Source organism: Methanolobus sp. (assembly GCF_030682845.1).
Taxonomy (GTDB): domain Archaea; phylum Halobacteriota; class Methanosarcinia; order Methanosarcinales; family Methanosarcinaceae; genus Methanolobus.
Genome location: NZ_JAUXNK010000048.1, coordinates 17,328 through 38,655, shown reverse-complemented (window position 1 = coordinate 38,655; position 21,328 = coordinate 17,328). Strand labels below are relative to the sequence as shown.

Here is a 21,328-nt window from a genome sequence, read left to right as displayed (position 1 = left end):
CTCAGTACAACAATGTAGATGGTGATATCGAGAAGCATGAGAAGGCTGCAGAGAAGTACATGAAGCAGTACAGGTTTGCAGTTTCTGGATATTCTGTACTCTATGGCCGGGCCGGCATCAAAACGGTGAACACGGGGGATTGAACATGGTAAGCGATGCCGGACTGATCCACACCTGCAGTATCGTGAGCAGGACACAAACCTCTCAGAATGAGTATGGTGAACCAGTATATACAGAAACATCTACGAGCTCAGCATGTAGATTCTTTCACAATAATAGCAAAAGTGGGCTAATTGAACCAAGCAGCGGGAAGCATGCGGTTGCCACACCTGCTGTAATCCTTCCCGCAGATGTGATGATTGCAGAAGGACAGACCATCACAAGCGATGAGCCTGGCTTCTCGAAGGCATATGAAGTGACAGCTGTCAAGCCTGTTTTCTGGATGTTCTCAAACACTCTGCATCACTATGAATGCGACCTTAAGGCGGTGGAATGATGGCGGAGATCGATATTGACACTTATGATAAAATTATTGAAACGCGCAACGATGTGAAGCACATCAGAGCATCAATTGACAAGGTATACTCCCGGCTTGACGACCATGACAGAAGGCTCGCTGAACTGGGAAAATGTCCAGTTGATGACCATGAAAAAAGGATTCGGGCCCTTGAGGTCCAGCAGAATAAATGGCTCGGCAAGAATGCAGCTATTGGATTCGGTATACTTGTTGCCTTGCAGTTGCTTGGATTCATGGTATCGTTGTCAGGGAGATGACAATGTTCAAAATGACCATAGCTAACCGAAAAACCACAGCCGTCCAGGAAGGCCAATCATGTTTAAGATGACCGTCTCCGGAGTCGAGGAGCTGCAGAAGAAACTGGAAACCATTGGCAAGGATATATCAGACGTCCTCGAGGAAACCACTGCAGCGGGTGCTATGGTAGTTGTCAGAGCAGCTCAGGATAATTCAAGGAAAGGTGGTGAATTTCCACACCGTATTACCGGGAACCTGTTCAGGAACATAGCCGAGGTTAGTCCGGCTGTCGTCAAAAAAACGAACGAGAGATGCGAGATGGCAGTCGGATCCTCAATGGAGTATGCCCGCAGGCTGGAACATGGTTTCATGGACACCGATAAGCTCGGCAGGCGCTACAACCAGCAGCCCAAACCCTTCTTGCGACCTGCTCTTGATGACAACACGGACGAGATAGAGCAGGCTATTGCCAAGAAACTGGAGCAAGTGGTCAGGAGGCACTCATGACTTCCCTTCATGGCGCCATTCGGGCCCTGCTGTACAATGACACTGCAGTCCAGGCTATTGTTGACAGCCGCATATATCCTCTCAAGATGCCACTTAACGCAACTTTACCTGCGTTAACCATTCACAAAATTAGTGGACCACGTGACCACATTACCGGCCACGGAACACCAAGATACCAGATATCCTGCTGGTCAGAATCCTTCGCGATAGTGCAGGACCTGTCAGAAGCTGTCATCGAGTGCATGACCCGGTACAAAGGCGTTGCTTCTGGAAACCACATCAAGCAGATAGTATACGTCAACTCCCTCGACGCGATAGAGGACGAGACGGGCCTCTTCCACGTACCTGTCGATTTCAAGATCATACACCTAGGTGATTAAAAATGGCACAAACCACAGTACAGAATGCCGGAGCCATAAGATTTGGTTCCGGAAAACTTGAGGTAGGAACCTCGGTTGCAACGCTTGTAGATATCGGCGCTATCAGGAACGCAGTCTTCAAAGAAGAATGGGAAGACGTGGAGGTCAAGAGCGACAATGCCGGCGTCGTGAAGGTAGGCATCAAGGAACATGTTGCTTACATCGAGGGTGACATGATGGAGGTCGACCTTGCAAACCTCAACACCATCAGAGGCGGCCTGGATACCTATGCAGCAGTTGCAGGAACACCTGTAGTGGTCACGAACGAACTGCACGCGCTGAAAGGCACTGAATTTGTCAGGCTGAACTTCAGGAACGGAGCAGGCACAGAAGTGGCTTCGATCTCTGTCAAGGACATTTCCAACAACGATGCGGTGAGAAATACCGACTTTGTAATCGCAGTCGATGCTTCTGGCTTCACCTGCATTGCCAGGGTTGCAGGATCCTCTGTGATCTCTGATGGTGAGACTGTCAAGGTCAACTACACTTACACTCCAAATGCTTCGGTCACACTCAAAAGCGGTGGAAAGACCTCGATATCCGACAGGGTTGTGAGGATCACAAACACCGATGAGAACGGCAAGAAGTTCCAGATCACTCTCTACAAGGGTACAGTCAATGAAGGACAGAACATCGAGTTCCCTGCAGACGACGGTGATGATCCTGCAATGCCACACCTGAAAATGAAAGGTGTCCTGGATGTCAGCCGTACAGCTGGTGACCAACTCTTCGAGATCTATGATGAACAGGGGGTCTGAGCCTGTCCCAGGATATCCTTCGAGACTTTGGCACAGTTGTTCCGCAGAAGAGGATTGCCAGGATTGCAGGGGAAGAGGTAGACGTTTCGGTATTCTCTACTCGTGCAACCCTGAAGCTCATTGAGCTCACATCATCTCCTGAGAAGCAGGCTGCCCTTGAATCCGGCCAGGGCATTGAGGACCTCCTTGAAGTTGTTGCCATTGCCTGCCAGCGGTCAAATCCCAAAGTGACCAAAGACTGGCTCATCGACAACGTGGACATGTTCACTCTTGTCGAGTTCGCACAGTTCGTGATGGAGCCGGTGACTGCCAGGCTCAAGGCCATGCAAGAAACAAAGGAAGGCACAGAAAAAAACTTACCCTCACCATCGGAGACATCTTCGCCCAGCTCGGAATGATGTATTCCTGGGCATCTCCTGAGTACATCTTGGACAGCATGTCAATGGAACAGGTGATGATGTACTACGAGAAGGGTGTCAAGGGAATCGAGCTGCAGGCAAAGGTGTTCTGGAGCATACTGGGACAGGCAATGAACGGAAAGCCAGAACAGGAAGGAACCGAATTATTCACAGGAGATGAGCCAGACCTTGCTAAGTTCCGGGCAATCTACGGAAGTGCAATCAAGAGAGGTGCATGATGTCATCGGTTGGTGAACTTGTTGTATCGATCATTGGTGATGTAGGCCAACTGAAGAAGGCATTTGCTGAGGTTGGTAACGAGGTCGGCCAGCTCGGAAGCAAGATGCAGAGTTCTGGCAAGCAGATGGCATCGGCTGGCAAGACCATGTCATTGGCGGTGACAGCGCCACTGGTGGGTATAGCCGCACTCTCGTACAACACGGCAGTCAATTTTGACGACTCCATGAGAAAGGTGATGGCAGTATCCGGTGCAACAGGCGACGAATTTGAACAGCTACGGGCACTTGCCAGGGAGCTGGGTGCCACAACTGCCTTCTCAGCATCGGAAGCCGCAGAAGGCATGCAGTATCTTGCAATGGCGGGTTTTGACGTCAATGAGATCCTTGCAGCAACCGATGATATGCTGAACCTGGCATCAGCCGGAGCTATCGACCTGGGCACAGCTGCTGATATCGCATCAAATGTCCTGACAGGTTTTGGGCTGCAGGCATCCGAGGCAGGGAGAGTTGCTGACGTACTTGCAAAGGCTGCAGCATCATCCAACACGGATATCCAGCAACTTGGAGAGGCAATGTCCTATGCAGCACCCCTTGCAGCGGCGATGGGTATGTCAATGGAAGAAGCTGCTGCCCTGATAGGAAAGATGTCCGATGCGGGTATCCAGGGAAGCAGGGCGGGTACTGCTCTTAGAGGTGCTATGACACGGTTGGCAAGCCCCACTGCTGGAGTAGCGAAGGTCCTGGAACAATACAACCTGACTCTTGCAGATGTAGATCCAAGTACAAGATCATTCACGGATATCCTCGAGACTCTGTCTAATGCTGGGTTGTCCACTGCAGACGCTATGGAGTTGTTCGGACAGGAAGCCGGGCCGGGCATGCTTGCCCTGATGAGTACAGGTACTAATGCTATCCGGGAGCAAACATTGGAATTAGAGAATGCTGGTGGTGCCGCGCAGGAAATGGCAGACATCATGCAGGGTGGCCCAGGTGGAGCTGCTCGTCAATTGAAGTCTGCAATGGAAGAACTGATGATTGCGATAGGTGACGTTGTGACAGTGGGGGTACTTCCTCTTGTTAGGGGACTGACCAAGTTGGCCCAGATGATGTCAAAAATACCTACCCATGTTCTGAAAATCATCGTTGTACTTGGAGCAATCGCTGCTGCAGTGGGTCCTATCCTGCTGGTCGTTGGTACTCTCATGTCAGGAGTAGGTGGTCTGCTAACCTTCATCGGTGGAGCCGGTGGTCTCACTGCAATTGCAGGAGGCCTTTGGGCTACACTCTCGGGAGTTGTGGGTGTGATACTCGGTCCGGTTGGGATAGCCCTTGCGGCTCTTGCACTGGCAGCATATGTCATCTATAAGAACTGGGATAAGATAGGACCAGCTCTCAATGACACATTCGATAATATCAAGGCTGCAGTTGAGCCGGTGATATCGGCCATCGGGCAGTTTGTTTCAAGAGCACTTGCTAAGATTAGTGAATGGTGGGAGGCACACGGCGAGATAGTGACAGCCGGCGTGATGGTCCTCATAACTGTCCTTGGAAGACTGGTAAGCTTCATTGCAGACGTTGTAGCAGGCACTGTCCAGAAAGTATTGCCACCAATTCTTACCTTGGTCGAGCATATTCTTGAGCAGATATTGAATGTTATCCTGATCTTCTCTTATTTCCTAACAGGAAACTGGGAAGGTGCATGGAGCACCCTCAAGACCATTGTGCAGACACAGATGGATTTTGTGATGAGTATTGTTTCGAATGCACTGGGTTCTGTATTCGATATCTTTGCATCTATAGGGTCCGATCTTTACGAATCAGGGAAGTCATTTATACAGAACTTCATCGACGGCATCAAGTCCAAGGCCGACTCGTTGAAAAGTACAGTTAGTGATGTCCTTGGCGGGGTAGGCAGATTCTTCCCTCACTCTCCAGCAAAAGAAGGCCCGCTCAAGGTACTCCCAAACTGGGATGCATATTTCATAGACCCTCTGCAGCAGTCTGTTGGCAGGATAAATTCAATTGTTCCTGAAGGCCTCAAGAGCGTAGCCGGCGCGGTCCAGAATGTGACAAACAGTAACACAACCGGTTCCACCACCAATAACACCTACGCAGGCGATGAGTTCGTCATCCAGAACGTGAACCTGTCCTCAGATTACCCCTTCGAGAGATTCGTCCGGGACCTGGAGCAGTACAACCGGCAAAAACATGTCCGCAGGGGGTATTGATAATGGCAGTATCTTTTGATGGAGTAACACTATCGGTCATTAAAGAAGTTGAAATAGCAGTCGATGCACCGTTCAAACAAACAACTCTGCTTTCAGGCAAAGTGTATATTCAGTCTTCTTCCGAGCAGAAGTTTGCCAGGACCTTCGAGTGCTACACAGAGGATTTCACTGAGATCTCCGATATACTCGGGAAGCTGGGCTCATCTGGAACCCTTGTCATAGACTCAGAATCGTTCACAACCTGTTACATTGCTCCACCGATCAGATATAAGGAGCTTATCAAAGGCAGTGGGAAGTACACTTACAATATCAATTTTGTGAGGCATACTGCATGACAGGCCTGGACAATTATCCTCTGAGTTCTATCAGGGTATCCAAGTCGATAAGTGACGCTTTCTGGCAGCTGGAAGCAAGCATGCCGGATGTGGATATCCCTACAAACTATACTGATGTGCCTGTGCAGCTGGAAGATAATGATGGTGTTGACAGAACAGTCTTTTACGGAATTACTGCACCAGACGAAGCTTACAAGCTAAAGAACGTGGATACCGTGGTCAGGATATTCGCATATGACTATGGCTGGTTCCTGTCAAGACAGTTTGTCCCTGAGGAGCTGCTGATACTACCTGCAGATGAGAGCGTGAACTGGTACATCGAGGAACTGCTGGGTGGTGTGAATTGGCAGACAGTTACTGGGATCGAGCCTTACAAGGTCAATACTCCACCTCCTGCAATACCTAAAAAGGAATTTTCCTTCAAGCCAGATGAGACAAAGCTGGATGCTATCAACGATATTGCAGAGTACTACAATTGCGTTTTTGAGGTCAAGTGGCACAATGCAGGAACATCTCAGTCTCCTGTCTGGATATCCAGAGCGTATTTCGTCAGGTCTAACCAGATAGACAGTGCAACAGATGGTCTGGACCTGCCGGAGCCTGTAGTTCTCGAAAGAGCGGATGATGACACCATCGATATTACTGTTGTAAACTCGTCAGAGGACAAATATAATCGTATTTACGCCATCGGCTGCAACTCAGCAGGTCAGTGGTTCAAAGGGATAGAAGAGAGCCAGAATGTGACCAGTGGAACCGCTAAAGCAAGAGAGTATATGGAATATCCATCTCCCTATGTAAGCAGTCAGCAGTCTGCGGACGAGCGAGCCCAAGAACTCTATTCTTTGTTCAATTTCCCTATCAAGAGAATTACAGCAAACCTTACTCAACGGCACGACCTGCAGCTCTACCAGCTGGCTAAGTTCGATGGCTGGACAGAATACGAAAATGCCCTCTACACTGTTGGAATGACCGGAGAGAACTGGGTTCGGATAGTTGAGATCACTCACATCAGGAACGAACATGGTTCCAGTGTGAATATCGTATGCGTTCCTGACAGGGACCTCAGCCAGAGTAGACTTAGATCTTACTCAGTTTCTCCCAACGTAGTCGATGATACTGAGGCAGTTGTGTACGATGTGCTCACATCGATGCCAAGCTCGGAGATTGGTGTTGCAGCAGCCCCTATTGTTGGTTCCTCAACAACCACTGTAGAGCTTAACCGTGGAGGGACGATCACTGCCAGGGTCCTCGGTCAGGGGGAGAGCATAGTTTTGCCTGTTGACAATGACAGGGTGATAATTTCTGGCGGTGGAGGAGGCTGGACAAGCCCGGCTGAATCAGACTTAGATATGCAGAATTTCAAAGTCAAGAGCACCAGCGGAGCCTTGCGCTTCGAGGTTTATGGCAGCAATAAGATCATATTTTCAAGAGGAGAACCACCAGAATGACAGTAGGAAAGATAACAGGCAGTGGCCAGGGCATATTATACGTCCAGGTCAGGCCGGAAACCGGCGAATTTCTAGAGACCAGGATCGGTGGGATATTAGCCGGTCAGTTTTTGAGCTTGCCATACGGGGTCAAGTTCACTGCAGAACACTGGTTTGATAGATTGATCATAGCCATGAACGACGGCGGTGGCCGAGACCTGCCCGTCCGGATATACGACGGCCCGGACAAGGCCAACCTGATCCAGGAAACCCTGTTCACCAAGGTCGGCCCGAGCCGGGCCCTACACATGATATTCGAGCCATTACCACCGGGCGAATATTACTGGGAGCTGAACCCCGGCAACCAGGTGACGGTGGCCCAGATATACATCACCTCAACCTACGGGGGAACCTACGTGGATGGCAACCTGATGGCCGGGTACGATCTCCGGAGCAAGATAATGTACTGCAGTGACGAGCTACAAGAGCGAGCCGTGGCGGTCACAGGCGACTCGATAGACCAGGGAGAGACCCAGGTAAAAGAGGGAAGCGGCATAATGGCGGTCCAGGTCGGGACCGTAGAAAAGAACGTAGCCAAAGAGCTAGACGAATTGAACAACGGCGGCCGGATTTTAACCGGATCCTGGTACGTCGAAACAGCATAAAAGGAGAGATATAAAAATGGGATTTACAAGCGGAGCAAAGACCCTGCCGGCATTGATAAACGACATCGCCAACCAGATAATAGCCAGCTCGGCCGACTGGGTAGACGGGGACGACACATGGACGACAACCAGCACAACAAACAGCAATGCAAGAAGGTGCCTGAGGTACACCGGAGACGCGAACGATATATGGGTAGCATTAGAGAGCTGTAATGATAACACAGCACCTATCGGGAGCTCAGAAGCATCATACAGAGTAAAAGGGCTAAGAGTAACGTTTTCAGCGTCGTGGGATTATATAAACCGCATATATCCGGCCGGTTCAGACGATACCAGCATGACGTTTGTATCTTTTGAAGGCCGTGGCAGTCACAACAGCCCTGCGGCTGACCTGGGGGCCCTACTATTAACATATTTCTTATGGACCGACAGTACCGGGTTTGTATTGATGGCTAACCCAGAACCACACGCCACCGACAACCTGCAGTCTTCGTTTATTTGCGCAGTAGAGCGTTTAAACCAGAAGGAGTACAGCGACGGTCTTACTAATTTTTATTGTTACGCCCGGTTAAATTCCGGTCACAGTTGGATGAACTCTAACAGGGGCGACAATAAGCCGTATCGCCATTATACCATCGTCCGGCCGTTTGCATTTAGAGCACAGGATGACCTCGGTATCCAGTTCTGGCAGGACCCGACGAGGGGCTACGCATTGAAAAGCACAGGCAGCGGCAAGGTCTACTTTGTAAAGCCGATGATATGCAACGATTCTGCCAAGTTCCAGCCGATAGGCCAGTCTGAATTATTTTTCAGGTTTTCAGCCGAATCCGGCCTGGTGGACGGGGACGTAATAGCCGTCCAGAGCGCGACGACAAAGTACCTATGCAAGTCCCTCCAGTCACCGGACAGCACCGCGTTCTTGTATTTTGCCATGAAATACGTCGCATAAGGAGACCAGAACGACCATGCCAGAGTACGTAGGGGCCCCTTTAGAAATAGCCGGGAGAGGCGACCCAGAACCCAACCAGCAGATCGTCCGGACCCAGCCTGGTCACCACAACGTACACGCCGGCCTGGCCGAACAGCTCTCCTGGGAAGCCATAGGAAACAACACCGTTTATAGTAGGACCCTTGGCAGGTTTACCCTCCAGACAGAGGTGGTCGAGCCGGCCTACGGGTCCGACATTGAAGTAGACAGCGGATTTTTAACCTCAAACCACAGCATCGACGCAGGAACGAAGACCATCCACCTGGCCCTTTCAGCCCTCACCACATACACCCGGGTGGACGCCACCTACCAGAGCAAGTCTTTTATTTTTGACGAGGTCGGCTTTTATAAAATGACTTTCAATATTAACATAAACCTGCATGCCAGTCATTTTATTTTAGAATTGATAGACGACCAGGGCGTGGTCCGCTGGAGCAGGAACGGGTCCGCCCTCGTCACGGACCAGGTGGTGAACATAATATCGACTTCCTGGAAATTCAGGGTCCGCTGCACCGCCAGCGTAAACACCGACGCATTATTTAACAACTGGGCGACCATAAGCAACATCCGGATGGAGCGGTTCAAGAGCGAAGGGTACATCGTACAGAACTGGTGGCATCATTACGACAATATGAACACCATAGACCGGGTCCAGATAAACCACATAACCGGAGTAGAGGGAGCCAGCCTGAAGGCCAGGCTGATGTTCAGCGACGACCTCGACGCCATATCGCCCTGGCTAGGCCCGAGCACACCGGCCGACTTTTACACAGGCCACGGTGGCCTGATATTTGCAGGTGGGTACACCCCGAAATACTGGCGGGCCCGGGTTTACTTTTACAGCGACGGAAGGTACAGCCCGGTTTTAACAGGCCTGACATACACGATGTACCTGGACAACCCGACCAGGATTCTGGAACACCCAGCGAACACGCCACACCCGGTCGGGGTCCCGGTATTCTTCCGGCCATTGACCTGGCTAAGAGCAGACCACGAAGAAAACGAAAACCTGCCCTGGTCCGGGCGGTCCTTTACAAAGCGGCTGGACTTTTTGAGGATATCGAGAGCGACGACGATGACGGTCCCGGTCGCCTTCCGGCCATTGACATGGCTAAGGGCGGACCACATAGAGAACAACACCCTGCCCATTTCATACAGGGAGTTCTGGGCGGCATTATTCAGAATAACAAAGAGCTGGTCGGAAAGCGCGGTCGGCGTCGTCATGAGCGGCTACGCAAGGGACCAGAACGGCCAGCTCATAAAGGGAGCATACAAGATAATTCTTGAGAGCAGCAACGTCCCAGACAGGGACCTGATGGGCCAGGTTAACCCGGAAAACGGCGTCTTCCAATTATTCATCCAGGAAGCCATGTACGACCGCAGGTGGCTGCTCGTCGAATACCAAGGCAAGGCCGCGAATATAGCCCTGGCAGGGTACGGAACACCCAAGGTACTGGACGGCACAAAGGGCCCGGTTTCCAACCAGGATCTGCACTTTTGGAAGGCACCCATCTGCACAACGGTGGCTCATGTGGATTCACTGGTTACTTATTGAAACGAGAGACAATTTACTTAACGACAAAAAATAAGTGATGCTCTCTTTGTACATAATATGTTATGGGATGACAAATCTGCTGCTATTCAATCAGCAAAGAGTGCTTTTTGCTGTGATCATATACCTACTGTTGGTGCTGGCTATTGTCATATTATCAATATATTACATTTAACTTAAGGTGCTCATGCGCTTATTCTTTGGCCGCTGCACTATACCTATCTGTTATAACAAACCCCTGGACTTATCCGGATGATTCTTGATATACCCTTTCAACATTATTCATCCACCGGTTCAATCCTGTGTCCCAGCTCCATTGCCCAAGGCATGCCTTTCCTGAGGTCATCTATCTGCCTTTGCATGTCTGCCATCACACTATCATACCTGTCTATCTCATCATCGCGCTTCTTGAGCTCTTCCTTGAGTTCGAATTCTTCGGACACAATGAGATGAGGCACGAACTTGATGTAGATCTCTTTTAGTTTTGGAATATCCGGCTGATAGTACGCACCCTTTGTGCGGCCGATGGTGTGCCCCATGAAGTACTCTACAAGATCAGAATCACATCCGGCATTCTTCAGTCGCGAACTGAACAGCTTTCTCATATTGTGGCTTCTGATGATGTTATAGATTCCATCTGCAGTATCCAACCCTGCTCGGTTTGACAGGACCCGATAAACTTTCTGAATGGATTCAGATGTCATCTTTCTTGCTTTCTCATCGGGGGTTTGCAGGTATTCTGCCCGGACCTTTTGTGTGATAAAAAGGTAACTTCCTGGGGTGGTCTTTCTTTTCTCAAACTTCTTCACATGCCATACATTCTTGGGGGCTCTGTTCCTGTAGTCGATATACCTCAAAACCGCCCTGGACGCTTCGGGGGATAAGAATGTGACAAAATCAAAACCCACTTTCCCTCTTCTCATATCAAGAACAGTCACTTCTGTTTCAGGATCATAGCCTTCCTCGAAAACAGATAGTGGAATCTCGGCAAGTTCGGCTGCACCCATACCCGAACTGATGCCACATAACAAAAGAGCTTCCTCAAGTACCGAACACATCTTTTGAGTGTGTCGAAGGTTCTCGATTGTCGGAAGTCGCAGGTTCTCTTTCTTGGGCCTATATCCGGCTCCCTCTCTCGACATGTGAGGGAGCTCTATTTCATGTGCTGTGTAGAATGACCGGACTGCAGCAATATACCCGTGCACAGACATTGGTGAAAGACCACTATCGTGCAAGTGCTTCCTGAAGCCGACCATGTGCTTTTTTATTCTTCTCTTCTTGGGAAGCATCCCCGTTTCGATATCCACCTCGGCCTCTTCGATGAGTTCGACCGGTGTCATATTGATGTATTCAGTGTAGTGTTGCATTCCTAAAAGATAGAGCTTAATTGTCTTTGGTCGGCTGTTGTTGATTTCAAACCACTCGGTTATAGTGGGGTCTACTTTTAGGTCACTCACTCTCATGCTATCACTTTCTATGATAGCATCCTAATTATACATTGGTATTAAACATTAGCACTCAAGTAGAGTGCTTTAAGTAGAGTACTTCAACCAGGAAGCTCCTTTTTCCTGATAAGCGCCCATGAGACCCGCCTTACATCTCTGTTGAGCAGGAATGTCACCAGAGCAGGTAACAGGCTCACAACCCTGAAACTCACATCAGCAAGCATATGCATATCCATCTTCTCCTCGGTGAAGGTAGGCTCGGCATATAACCTGATTCTCTCATACTGTGCATTCAGGTAGCCTCTAAGCGCATATACATAACCGCTTGCCATGCCTGTATCGGCAGGATTATCGAAACCATAGAGAATATTAAATTTTATCTCGGATATGTGGATAGCCTTAAGGACATCTTCAACAAGCCGGAGCACAGGACTTAGAAGCATCCGGGCAAGATTGACTATCTTTCTGAAAGTCCATTTCTGTCCTTCTTCCTCTTCCAGACCTATAATGTCTTCATCAGCAGGCTTTTGGTCTTCCGTGGACTCGGCCCCGAGAATCTTTCCCTGAGAGAGGTCTTTGTCCCAGGCCTCGGACTGGGCGCCTTCACGGACCTTACACGGTACACCCTCCCCGATTATCTCACCCCTGGCAGGCTCACCCGGGCCGCCCATCATACGGGTGTTGACAGTGTAACTCAGGAAGAGCCATTTTATTATTACTTTATAATATGCTTGTTTCCCTGTTTTATCTGCCTCAAGCAGTACATGGAATGAGACGAACAGGACCAGCAGTATCAGCAACGCTAGCAATAATATGATTATCTCTAGGATCATATTCCACCCCCATCTGTAATAGGTAATGGAAAGAAGGCAGACTTTGCCTTATCTTCTTTCTATTACAGGTTCAATTATGATCTCGCATTCTTCTTCCGGTGCCTGGCCCGCGTCCTGGTTTTCGCCGCCTTTACCTTTTTTTACCTTGTCCTTCATAGACTTCATCTTATCTATCAGGTCAGGAACAGAATCGATTATCTGGCCAATGTCGGTCTTCCCGGATACAGGCAGCAGCTTTACACCTTCAGGAGATATCAGGATGAATGCCACAGGTTCGATCTTGGCACCAGCTCCTCCACCGCCTCCAAAACCTTCGTCCTCCCCTTTCGTCTTTCCCTCTCCGCCACCTGTACCGAACCCGAAAGATATCTTGCTTACAGGTATGATTGTGTTCATGCCAAATGTCATCGGGTCCCCAATGATGGTCTTTGTGTTCACAAGTTTTTCCAGTTCGCAGGATACTCCTTTTATTACATCTTCAAGTGCCATATTACAACCCCTTTTAAATAAAGAAGAGATTCTTCCTGAACAACTATAGATACTCCTACTTAAAAAGTGTATCTGGAAAATGATACGAACTTTACGTCCTGTTATCCTGGAAAAAGTTAAGCAGAGAGTATTTTACTTTTTCAGGTTCCACGTCTATGAATTCTTCCCTTTCCTCAGGCGGGAATACCTCAAACACTGAGAATTTTCCGAATTTTTTTGGAGAATCGGTCAGAAAACGCCCGTCAAGCAGTATCCTTACACCATAGTCAGCAGGAGAGCGCACGACCCTTCCCATGGCCTGTCTGATCTTGCGGATGGTGGGTATCTGCACCGCATAGTCCCATCCTGCACCATAGCCGAACATGTGGTCGTATGCCGATTCAACAGCATTCATCCTGTCGTTGAGGGCCGGATATCCCACGCCTACAACTATGACAGTCCTGCCTCTGCCGTCACGATAGTCTATGCCTTCACTAAGCGTACCCCATAAATATGACACCAGCACAGCCTTGCCACTCTGCTCACCGATTTTAAAGAACTCCTCCCTTACTTCCTGGGATGAGACACCCACCTCATCAAGGAAAACGGGCATATCGAGCTGCTCGTTCAGTTTGCCGTAGTAACGCTTGGCCTCAAAGTAGCTCTGGAAGAAGATGATGACGTTGCCGGGAGTGTTCTCCACCGCGTCAAAAATGGTTTCCTCAATTGCCAGGGAAGTGTGCGGATCATCCCTGTTCTTTGCAAAAAGAGGCGGAACAGATACCGCAATTGTCAGGCGCCTTTCCAGAGGAAAAGATGTGCTGTAGGCTATCTCACATGTTTCCCTGCGGATGCCAAAGGTTGACTTCACCATGTCAAAGGGACGCAATGTCGCAGACATGAGTATAGCCGAGAACACCGACTCAAAGAGTGGCTCGGTAACATTTTTGGGAATGCATGTAAAAAGCTCCACACGGCCGTATATCTCATCATTCATATCCCTTTTTACATTGAGTATGGGATAATAGCTGAGATTGTTCGCGAGTACAAGGTATGAGGAAAGGAAATCCGCTGTGTAGCGTATATGGGATCTCTTCAGGACCTTGCTGAGACCTTTCTTGTACTGGTCCTTATAGTTCTCATCAAGCATGGCACCAAAAGCACTTGCTTCCGAGAGATTGATCTGTATATCGGGCTCATCTCCAAACCCCGCCTCTTTTGCAAGCTTGAGGAACTTACCGCTTATCATGTCGTTGCGCTCATAGGGATCGCTTATGCGTATGTCATACCAGTTCCTTCCCACACGTTCACGCTCCCCGAACTTGAAACGTGAGGTGTACGTGTCCCTTATCACATTGAGCAGTATCTTGAAAAGATTGTGAGCGCCCCCGTCAGGCATCTGGTCGAGGTTGGCCTCGATTTCCGAAATGGCCTTATCGATGGTATGTTCCGTGATGGTTATCGATGAGTGTGATCTTGCAGCGGACTCGATATTATGGGCTTCGTCAAAGATGACGATAACATCCTGCGGCTCTTTCTCCAGCCAGTTCAGGACCGTGGAGAAGATATCTGCATTCAATACATGATGATAGTTACAGATCACAAAGTCAGCATGCTTTAGTTCGCGCTTGAGCAGCTCGTACCCGCACATCCCTTTCTGGAAAGCGTAATCGTTCACCTCTTCCGGGGTGCGCACATCCGCAAAGAGCCACTGCCTGAAGGATTCACTGTCTGAACGCAGGACTTCGTACAGGTGGTTGCAGGACCTGTCCCTCAGGTCTTTCATCTTTTCCTCTGCAACGTCCAGCTCTTTTGCAAGAGCATCACGCAGGGCTATCAGGGAGAGGTCCTTTGAACGCTTGTAATTCTCGCTCGCAGATTTCATCTCTTGCTTTTTCAGGGCTATCTCGCGCTCTGTTTCAAGCAATTCGAAGGTGTTGTCCCTTTTCAGGGCACATTCATCGTAGTCCACACCATTCGGACACATGCTGGTCTTGCCCTTGACCACAGCCACCTTGACCTCATTTGATTGTTTTATCTCGCGGGCCTCATTAATGAACTGCACCATCTGCTGATGCACATTGGTTGCAATTATCACGGTCTTCTGGAGCTGTCTGCCCACATGAAGGGATGGCGCAAGTGCACTGAGGGTCTTGCCCGTACCGCAGGCTCCCTCGAAAAGGATAATCTCCTTATTCATCAATGATGTATGTATCTTGTCCATCGCATCCTGCTGATTTGGATAGCACGTGCCCTTGGGGAAGTATTTCATATAACCGCGTTTCTCACTCATTGCACACCCCTATGACCTCACATTACTTAAACGGTTTTGATAGTACAGTCACTTTGCAGGAGTTACTTTGTGCTTTATCTGGGCGATCATCTTGTTGCTATCCCTGTCGAATATCTTGACAGTTACGACGCTTTTTTCCCTGAGCCCGTAATTATTCGAGGTATTTGCCATACCGTTGATGCTTACGAACACGGATGAAGAAGCAGTCCCATTTATACTGTCATCACCATTGAGGACAAGCCTCTCCCCTGCAGACCATACACCGTCAGACAGGTCCGGGTTCCTTGCCCTGTATTGCGGGATCTTACCCCCATAACCAAGATCTTCATACCTGATAATCACTTCGCCACGCGGTATCTGGAAATGAGGAAATGAACCGATGGTACTGCCACCCTCCCCGAGGATGAATATATATGAGGAATTAACGCATAGGTGCTCCCCACTTTTGTGTACGAGCACTATGAAATTCTCGGTATAGGGAGTACCATAAGGATAGCCTATACGGGGTACCCCGCCCACCACACTCTCAACCTCTATCACAGCCATGGGAGCAGGTTTCAGTGAAGAAGAATAGTCCTTACCATAAACTGCAGAAACTGTGATCCCTGCAAGGAGGACTGTCAGGAGAATCAGCAGTATGGCACCGATAACCGGAGAAAGAGCTGAATTATTGTGCTTCAAATACGATGATTTTGATTTTGCAGGGAACAATATTTCCATAGTGGTTAGTAAGACCATAACTATATGAATTTTGCTTAATTTGTTTATTATATTTTTCCATGAGATGGAGAGAAATGAAGCTGTATATCTCAAGCAAGATAAAGCATTCCATAGCCATCCCGGCCTGACAGGCGACTGAGGGAAAAACAGGAGCCTGTGAGACTCTGCGGATGTATGCTTCCAGCCGGGATATAACGATAACTTTTTATTTGATTTCTGTTATGATAGAGTGTAGGTTTCTACTAATATAGTATAGACTAATATACAAATCGAGTAACTCAAGGTGAAAAGTAAAATGGTAGCAATAATAATTGTTGATGAATGTGTAGGTTGCGGAACATGCGTTGATGAATGTCCTTCAGAAGCGATAAGCATGAATGGTGACAACATTGCAGTCGTAGTTGCAGACGAATGTCTGGATTGCGGTGCATGTGTCGACGTGTGCCCAACAGACGCAATCAAAATGGAATAAGCACACTGCTTATTCCGGGATTTCCTATTTTTAAACTTTTAAACTTTTTATCATTCCCCGAGGAAAGGTTATGCCAGAAACGATCAGAGCAGGTATCTTGGGTGCTACCGGTGCGGTAGGACAGAGATTTGTACAGGCATTGGAGAACCACCCATGGTTTGAGATCACATGTCTTGCAGCATCAGAGAAGAGCGCAGGCAAGAAGTATGCTAAAGCAGCCAACTGGAGGCTTGAAAGCAAAATGCCTGACCTCGTCACAGACATGGAGATCGTGCCAGTAGACCCAAAAAAAGTTGATGCGGATGTCGTATTCTCAGCACTGCCATCAAGCTTTGCCAAGACCGTTGAAGCAGAGTTTGCAAAAGAAGGCTTTGTGGTAGCAAGCAATGCATCTGCGTACAGGATGGAAAAAGACGTCCCTCTGGTGGTTCCAGAGGTTAATGCCGACCATCTCGGGTTAATAGATGTACAGCAGGACAAACGCGGATGGGACGGTTACATCGTGACAAACCCCAACTGTTCGACCATCATAATGGTCCCGACCCTTAAGCCTCTTATGCAGTTTGGTCTTGAATCTGTGCATGTTGCCACTATGCAGGCAGTATCAGGTGCCGGTTATGACGGGGTTGCCTCCATGGCAATACTGGATAACATAATCCCATACATCGGCGGCGAAGAAGAGAAGATGGAAACCGAACCTCTCAAGCTTCTGGGAGAGTTTGACGGTTCCGAAGTGATCCCTGCGGATATCAATATCAGTGCATCCTGTAACAGGGTTCCTGTTATGGACGGTCACACCGCAGCCATCTGGGCGAAGATGACAGACAACCCAACCCCTGAACAGGTCAGGCAGGCATTCCTGAACTTCAATCCAAACCTGGGGGACCTCCCCACAGAGCCTGAGCAAGTCCTCATCGTCAGGGACGAGCAGGACAGGCCCCAGCCCCGCCTTGACAGGAACATGGGCAAGGGCATGAGCATCACAGTCGGTAGGATAAGAGAAGGTATCCGCTACATGGCAATGGGACACAACACCGTCCGCGGAGCTGCAGGTGCAAGTGTGCTCAACGCTGAGCTCCTTCATAAGATGGGAAAACTCTAAGGTGATATGTTGAAAAACGGCAGTACAGTCAAAGTGATAGCTATCTCGTTGCTGCTTATCGCATGTACTGCCACTTTTGCAAATGCCTCGATGTTCGAACTTGAGATAGTACCTATCTCAAAGCTAATTGAGAAGCCTTCGGTATACGACAGTACCACAGCCTACCGCAAGATCAGTGTCGTAGGCAACCTTTCAGAGATCAGTAAATACTCTGCAACTCTCGCAGATGAAGATCTCTTTTTGAAGACAGATGTTACAAGGATGGGTCTTTTCAACGGTTTCGAGCAGGGAGAACAGGTTATGCTCACCGGCGAGTTCAAGCATAACCCAATCGGAGATGATGTGATGTACCCCAATTATGTGCTGCGCTATCCGGTACAGGACGCGGGGCAGGTTAACATCAGTGAGATAAACAAGAGCCCTGCCTCATATAACGGCAAATATGTCACAGTCACAGGCAATCTTACAAGCATAGAACTGTCAGTGGGGCGCTATACGGCCATCATTGAAGAAACAGGTACGCAAGAATCTATCCGGGTGTTCTATTACGGAGCTACCGACCTTAAGCCAGGGGAGGATATTAAGGTATATGGCCTTTACAATGGTGGTATCCTCCATAGCGAGAGTATGGCAAAGAATCTCTCACCTTTGTCCATAACATCCCTCATCCCTGGTTTTTCATTTATCACAGCTCTTGCTGGCCTTGGAGCGGTGGCGATACTTTTAAGCCGAAGAAAGCGTTAACGACTAAAGATTATCATGCTGGTCGTATTATCTGTAGGCGGATCCATTCTAGCAAAGGATCTGAAGCCGGAAAGTTTTCGGGCTTATGCTGTTGCGCTTAAAGAACTTGCAAAGGAAAATACCGTGGTCGTTGTAACAGGCGGCGGCACTGCTGCGCGTGACTACATCAATGTGGCGCGAAGTGTCGGATGTAATGAAGTAGAATGTGATTACATCGGGATCGACATAACCCGTCTGAATGCAAAACTACTAATATCTGCGTTGGGAGATGCAGCATACCCTCAGCCGCCACATGACTATGTGCAAGCCAGGGAAGCCATATCCTCAGGGAAGATAGTTGTTATGGGAGGAGTCATACCCGGACAGACAACTGATGCTGTTGCAGCCATACTGGCAGAATATCTGAGGGCGGACCTGTTCGTTATCGCAACTGCAGTTGATGGCGTATACACTGCGGACCCTAAGCAATATCCAGCTGCTAAAAAATATGAGGTAATGTCACCAAAAGAACTCGTCAGCATTGTTATGACCATCGAGATGAAAGCCGGTTCCAAATCACCTGTCGATCCTCTTGCAGCAAAGATCATTGAGCGCTGTAACATAGAAACCATAGTAATGGATGGTACCGACGCCCAGAATGTGCTGCAGGCAATCATCCAGGAAAGTATAGTGACCGAACCTCTGAAGGGAGTCCACCTCGGGACCCGCATCAGAGGATGAAAAATATCGTTAAGAAGGTAATTTCAATTATAGGCCACAAGATATTCCGGCTTCTCGCAACCCGGCTTTTCAGTCTTGTGGATCACTTCTTTCAACTTTTCCCTGGAATCTTTCAGTGTCTGGAGCGTCCTCTCAAAGGTATCTATCTGGAATTTTGCCTTCTGGACTTTCTCATTTTCCTGTGTTAACTTTTCCAGCAGTGCCTTACGCTGCTCTTCAGGTATATCCGCACTATCGACCTGTTTCTGGTAATGCTGGGATATCTTCACATACTTGCGGAACATTTCGTTCATCGTGTCCAGGTCCTTTTCAAGGTCTTCAATTGATCTTACCATTAATGTACACCTCAATAAGCAAATTATCAGCATGGAGTAAATGCATAGGATTGAAGCAGAGTTCAGATCCTGCTCACCCGCTGATATATTAATGTCAGTTATAACTTAGAGGGTGGTTACTTGTATATAAAAATTTCTATACATTAGTATATAATGGTTATGATGATGATGATGTCAGGATTGAAAATAATCCAAATCAAGGGGACCCTACAGTAAAACATAGGAAAGAATAAAAAGGAAAAGGGATTGCATCCTTCCGGATGCAAACTGGAAAGTTACTTCCCAAGAACAATTCTTGCGATATCGCTGCCGACATCGGAGGTGGTGGAAGAGCCACCCATATCATAGGTTCTTACCTTGGCATCAAGGATGTTGGTCTCAATGGCAGATACAATGGCATCCGCAGCTTCCTTTTCACCGAGCTGCTCCATCATCATGGCACCTGCCCAGATAGTGGCTATAGGGTTGACCTTGTTCTGGCCCTTGTACTTGGGTGCTGAACCATGGATAGGTTCGAACATGCTGGTACCGTTGGGGTTGATGTTACCTCCCGGAGCCAGTCCGAGTCCTCCCTGGACCATTGCACCAAGGTCAGTGATGATGTCACCGAACATGTTAGGCGTTACGACCACGTCGAACCACTCAGGGTTCTTCACGAACCACATGGTCATAGCATCCACATAATTGAAATCAGTGGCCACTCCGGGGTGCTTAGCTGAGACCGCCTCAAATTCCTTCCTCCAGAAGCCATAGATGTCAGAGAGCACGTTTGCCTTGTCAACGGAGGACACATGCTTCCCCCTCTTTTCAGACAGGTCGAATGCATACTCGATGACCCTCTGGGTGCCTTCCTTGGATATCATGCCTATCTGGTAGGCTATTTCCTCACTGTCGGTCTCAATGTCAAGACCAAACTTGACAGAGTACAGGTTCCTGGACACTTCCAGCAGGTTCTTGCTGGTTCCCCGGCTGGCTTTTCCACCTATGCCGATATAGAAGTCCTCGGTATTCTCCCTGACAACCACAAAGTCAATGTCCTTGGGCGTCTTGTCCTTGATAGGCGTCCAGACTCCTTCAAGCAGCTTGATCGGGCGCAGGTTCACATACTCATCGAAATAGAACCTGGCAGCGAGCAATATGCCCTTCTCAAGGATACCGGGTGCCACCCTTGGGTCGCCTATGGAACCCAGGTAGATCACCGGATTCTTATTGAGTTCTGCAAGCGTATCCTCAGAGATAAGCTCACCTGTTTTCAGGTAGTGGTCAGCTCCATGGGGGTACTTGACCCACTCTACATCAAAGCCAAACTTCTCTCCTGCCGCCTCGATAACTTTGCAGCCTTCCGCAATGATCTCTGGCCCGATACCGTCACCGGGGATTACCGGTATTTTATACTGTGTCATGTTATTCTCCTATGATCGTTGTGATGGAATCAGATGATTTTTCTTGTATATTCTATCAGGCCGCCGGCATCCATGATGCCCCTCACGAAGTCAGGAAGCGGGGTCGCCTGGTATTTCTCATCCCTGCTGACATTTGTGATAACACCTGTTGCGAAGTCCACATCCAGCTCGTCACCGTCGGATATCCTGTCAGTGTCAGGACATTCAAGAAGTGCGACACCGATATTGATGGAGTTCCTGAAGAAGATGCGTGCAAAGGACTTGGCTATCACGCAAGAGATCTTAGTACCTTTCATAGCTATAGGCGCATGTTCCCTTGAGGAGCCGCAGCCAAAATTATTCCCTGCAACAATAATATCGCCTTCTTTTACCTGCTTCGCGAATTCCGGCCTCACGCCTTCAAATGCATGGGCTGCAAGCTCTTTTGGGGTATTGAGGATAAGATACCTGCCAGGAATGACAGCATCCGTATCGACATCATCTCCGAATTTCCAGACTCTTCCTTTCATTTTAACACCGGATT

At 48.8% G+C, this 21,328-nt stretch carries 25 protein-coding genes; 17 read left to right on the top strand and 8 right to left on the bottom strand.

Going from position 1 to position 21,328, the window contains the following annotated elements; genetic code table 11:
• The first annotated feature begins 145 nt into the window (after positions 1–145).
• The 13 genes from Q8J68_RS05595 (at position 146) to Q8J68_RS05535 (ending at position 10,273) form a co-directional block, all read left to right on the top strand.
• Positions 146–496, top strand: a complete 351-nt coding sequence (locus tag Q8J68_RS05595) for a hypothetical protein (protein ID WP_305310553.1) — start codon at positions 146–148, stop codon at positions 494–496.
• Positions 496–774 (top strand): hypothetical protein, encoded by a 279-nt coding sequence (locus Q8J68_RS05590; protein ID WP_305310552.1) that lies wholly within the window; start codon positions 496–498, stop codon positions 772–774. The genes Q8J68_RS05595 and Q8J68_RS05590 overlap by 1 nt, the downstream gene beginning before the upstream one ends.
• 58 nt (positions 775–832) lie before the next feature.
• The gene (locus Q8J68_RS05585; protein ID WP_305310551.1) at positions 833–1,261 is read left to right on the top strand and encodes an HK97-gp10 family putative phage morphogenesis protein; all 429 of its coding nucleotides are present in this window, start codon (positions 833–835) and stop codon (positions 1,259–1,261) included.
• Positions 1,258–1,641, top strand: a complete 384-nt coding sequence (locus tag Q8J68_RS05580) for a DUF3168 domain-containing protein (protein WP_305310550.1) — start codon at positions 1,258–1,260, stop codon at positions 1,639–1,641. Before Q8J68_RS05585 ends, Q8J68_RS05580 begins: the two co-directional genes overlap by 4 nt.
• A gap of 2 nt (positions 1,642–1,643) precedes the next feature.
• A complete protein-coding gene (locus Q8J68_RS05575; protein ID WP_305310549.1) occupies positions 1,644–2,438 on the top strand; it encodes a hypothetical protein in 795 nt (264 codons plus the stop codon).
• Between the two features lie 227 nt (positions 2,439–2,665).
• Positions 2,666–2,836, top strand: a complete 171-nt coding sequence (locus Q8J68_RS05570) for a hypothetical protein (RefSeq protein WP_305310548.1) — start codon at positions 2,666–2,668, stop codon at positions 2,834–2,836.
• Between the two features lie 29 nt (positions 2,837–2,865).
• On the top strand, positions 2,866–3,075 hold the full coding sequence (locus Q8J68_RS05565) for a hypothetical protein (protein WP_305310547.1): 210 nt from the start codon (positions 2,866–2,868) through the stop codon (positions 3,073–3,075).
• On the top strand, positions 3,075–5,303 hold the full coding sequence (locus Q8J68_RS05560; protein ID WP_305310546.1) for a phage tail tape measure protein: 2,229 nt from the start codon (positions 3,075–3,077) through the stop codon (positions 5,301–5,303). The genes Q8J68_RS05565 and Q8J68_RS05560 overlap by 1 nt, the downstream gene beginning before the upstream one ends.
• A gap of 2 nt (positions 5,304–5,305) precedes the next feature.
• A complete protein-coding gene (locus Q8J68_RS05555) occupies positions 5,306–5,638 on the top strand; it encodes a hypothetical protein (protein WP_305310545.1) in 333 nt (110 codons plus the stop codon).
• Positions 5,635–7,086: a hypothetical protein gene (locus Q8J68_RS05550; protein WP_305310544.1), complete on the top strand. Its 1,452-nt coding sequence runs from the start codon at positions 5,635–5,637 to the stop codon at positions 7,084–7,086. Before Q8J68_RS05555 ends, Q8J68_RS05550 begins: the two co-directional genes overlap by 4 nt.
• On the top strand, positions 7,083–7,730 hold the full coding sequence (locus Q8J68_RS05545) for a hypothetical protein (protein ID WP_305310543.1): 648 nt from the start codon (positions 7,083–7,085) through the stop codon (positions 7,728–7,730). Before Q8J68_RS05550 ends, Q8J68_RS05545 begins: the two co-directional genes overlap by 4 nt.
• Positions 7,731–7,746: 16 nt before the next feature.
• Positions 7,747–8,679 (top strand): hypothetical protein, encoded by a 933-nt coding sequence (locus tag Q8J68_RS05540; protein ID WP_305310542.1) that lies wholly within the window; start codon positions 7,747–7,749, stop codon positions 8,677–8,679.
• 16 nt (positions 8,680–8,695) lie between these two features.
• Positions 8,696–10,273 (top strand): hypothetical protein, encoded by a 1,578-nt coding sequence (locus tag Q8J68_RS05535; protein WP_305310541.1) that lies wholly within the window; start codon positions 8,696–8,698, stop codon positions 10,271–10,273.
• Positions 10,274–10,548: 275 nt separating this feature from the next.
• Here Q8J68_RS05535 and Q8J68_RS05530 read toward each other — a convergent pair whose 3' ends face one another.
• From Q8J68_RS05530 to Q8J68_RS05510, 5 genes are all read right to left on the bottom strand, one after another.
• A complete protein-coding gene (locus tag Q8J68_RS05530; RefSeq protein WP_305310540.1) occupies positions 10,549–11,733 on the bottom strand; it encodes a tyrosine-type recombinase/integrase in 1,185 nt (394 codons plus the stop codon).
• An 83-nt stretch (positions 11,734–11,816) separates the two neighbouring features.
• Positions 11,817–12,548 carry a DUF2953 domain-containing protein gene (locus tag Q8J68_RS05525; protein WP_305310539.1) on the bottom strand — a complete coding sequence of 244 codons (732 nt, stop codon included), beginning with the start codon at positions 12,546–12,548 and terminating at the stop codon, positions 11,817–11,819.
• 48 nt (positions 12,549–12,596) lie between these two features.
• On the bottom strand, positions 12,597–13,037 hold the full coding sequence (locus Q8J68_RS05520; protein WP_305310538.1) for a GerW family sporulation protein: 441 nt from the start codon (positions 13,035–13,037) through the stop codon (positions 12,597–12,599).
• A gap of 91 nt (positions 13,038–13,128) precedes the next feature.
• Positions 13,129–15,309, bottom strand: coding sequence for an ATP-dependent DNA helicase (locus Q8J68_RS05515; RefSeq protein WP_305310537.1), 2,181 nt, complete (start codon positions 15,307–15,309; stop codon positions 13,129–13,131).
• Positions 15,310–15,357: 48 nt separating this feature from the next.
• A complete protein-coding gene (locus Q8J68_RS05510) occupies positions 15,358–16,047 on the bottom strand; it encodes a type IV pilin (RefSeq protein ID WP_305310536.1) in 690 nt (229 codons plus the stop codon).
• A 277-nt stretch (positions 16,048–16,324) separates the two neighbouring features.
• Between Q8J68_RS05510 and Q8J68_RS05505 the strand changes: the two genes are divergently transcribed.
• The 4 genes from Q8J68_RS05505 (at position 16,325) to pyrH (ending at position 19,067) form a co-directional block, all read left to right on the top strand.
• Positions 16,325–16,501, top strand: a complete 177-nt coding sequence (locus tag Q8J68_RS05505; protein ID WP_015053842.1) for a DUF362 domain-containing protein — start codon at positions 16,325–16,327, stop codon at positions 16,499–16,501.
• Between the two features lie 70 nt (positions 16,502–16,571).
• Positions 16,572–17,603 (top strand): aspartate-semialdehyde dehydrogenase, encoded by a 1,032-nt coding sequence (gene asd, locus Q8J68_RS05500; protein ID WP_305310535.1) that lies wholly within the window; start codon positions 16,572–16,574, stop codon positions 17,601–17,603.
• 9 nt (positions 17,604–17,612) lie between these two features.
• A complete protein-coding gene (locus tag Q8J68_RS05495; protein WP_305310534.1) occupies positions 17,613–18,347 on the top strand; it encodes a hypothetical protein in 735 nt (244 codons plus the stop codon).
• A gap of 15 nt (positions 18,348–18,362) precedes the next feature.
• Complete coding sequence (gene pyrH, locus Q8J68_RS05490) at positions 18,363–19,067, top strand: UMP kinase (RefSeq protein WP_305310533.1); 705 nt, start codon at positions 18,363–18,365, stop codon at positions 19,065–19,067.
• 23 nt (positions 19,068–19,090) lie between these two features.
• On the opposite strand, the gene Q8J68_RS05485 is transcribed toward pyrH, so the two are convergent.
• The 3 genes from Q8J68_RS05485 to Q8J68_RS05475 all read right to left on the bottom strand — a co-directional run bounded on the left by Q8J68_RS05485 (position 19,091) and on the right by Q8J68_RS05475 (position 21,314).
• Positions 19,091–19,402, bottom strand: coding sequence for a hypothetical protein (locus Q8J68_RS05485; protein WP_305310532.1), 312 nt, complete (start codon positions 19,400–19,402; stop codon positions 19,091–19,093).
• A gap of 275 nt (positions 19,403–19,677) precedes the next feature.
• The gene (locus Q8J68_RS05480; protein ID WP_305310531.1) at positions 19,678–20,805 is read right to left on the bottom strand and encodes an isocitrate/isopropylmalate dehydrogenase family protein; all 1,128 of its coding nucleotides are present in this window, start codon (positions 20,803–20,805) and stop codon (positions 19,678–19,680) included.
• A 29-nt stretch (positions 20,806–20,834) separates the two neighbouring features.
• Positions 20,835–21,314, bottom strand: coding sequence for a 3-isopropylmalate dehydratase small subunit (locus tag Q8J68_RS05475; protein ID WP_305310530.1), 480 nt, complete (start codon positions 21,312–21,314; stop codon positions 20,835–20,837).
• Positions 21,315–21,328 lie beyond the last annotated feature (14 nt).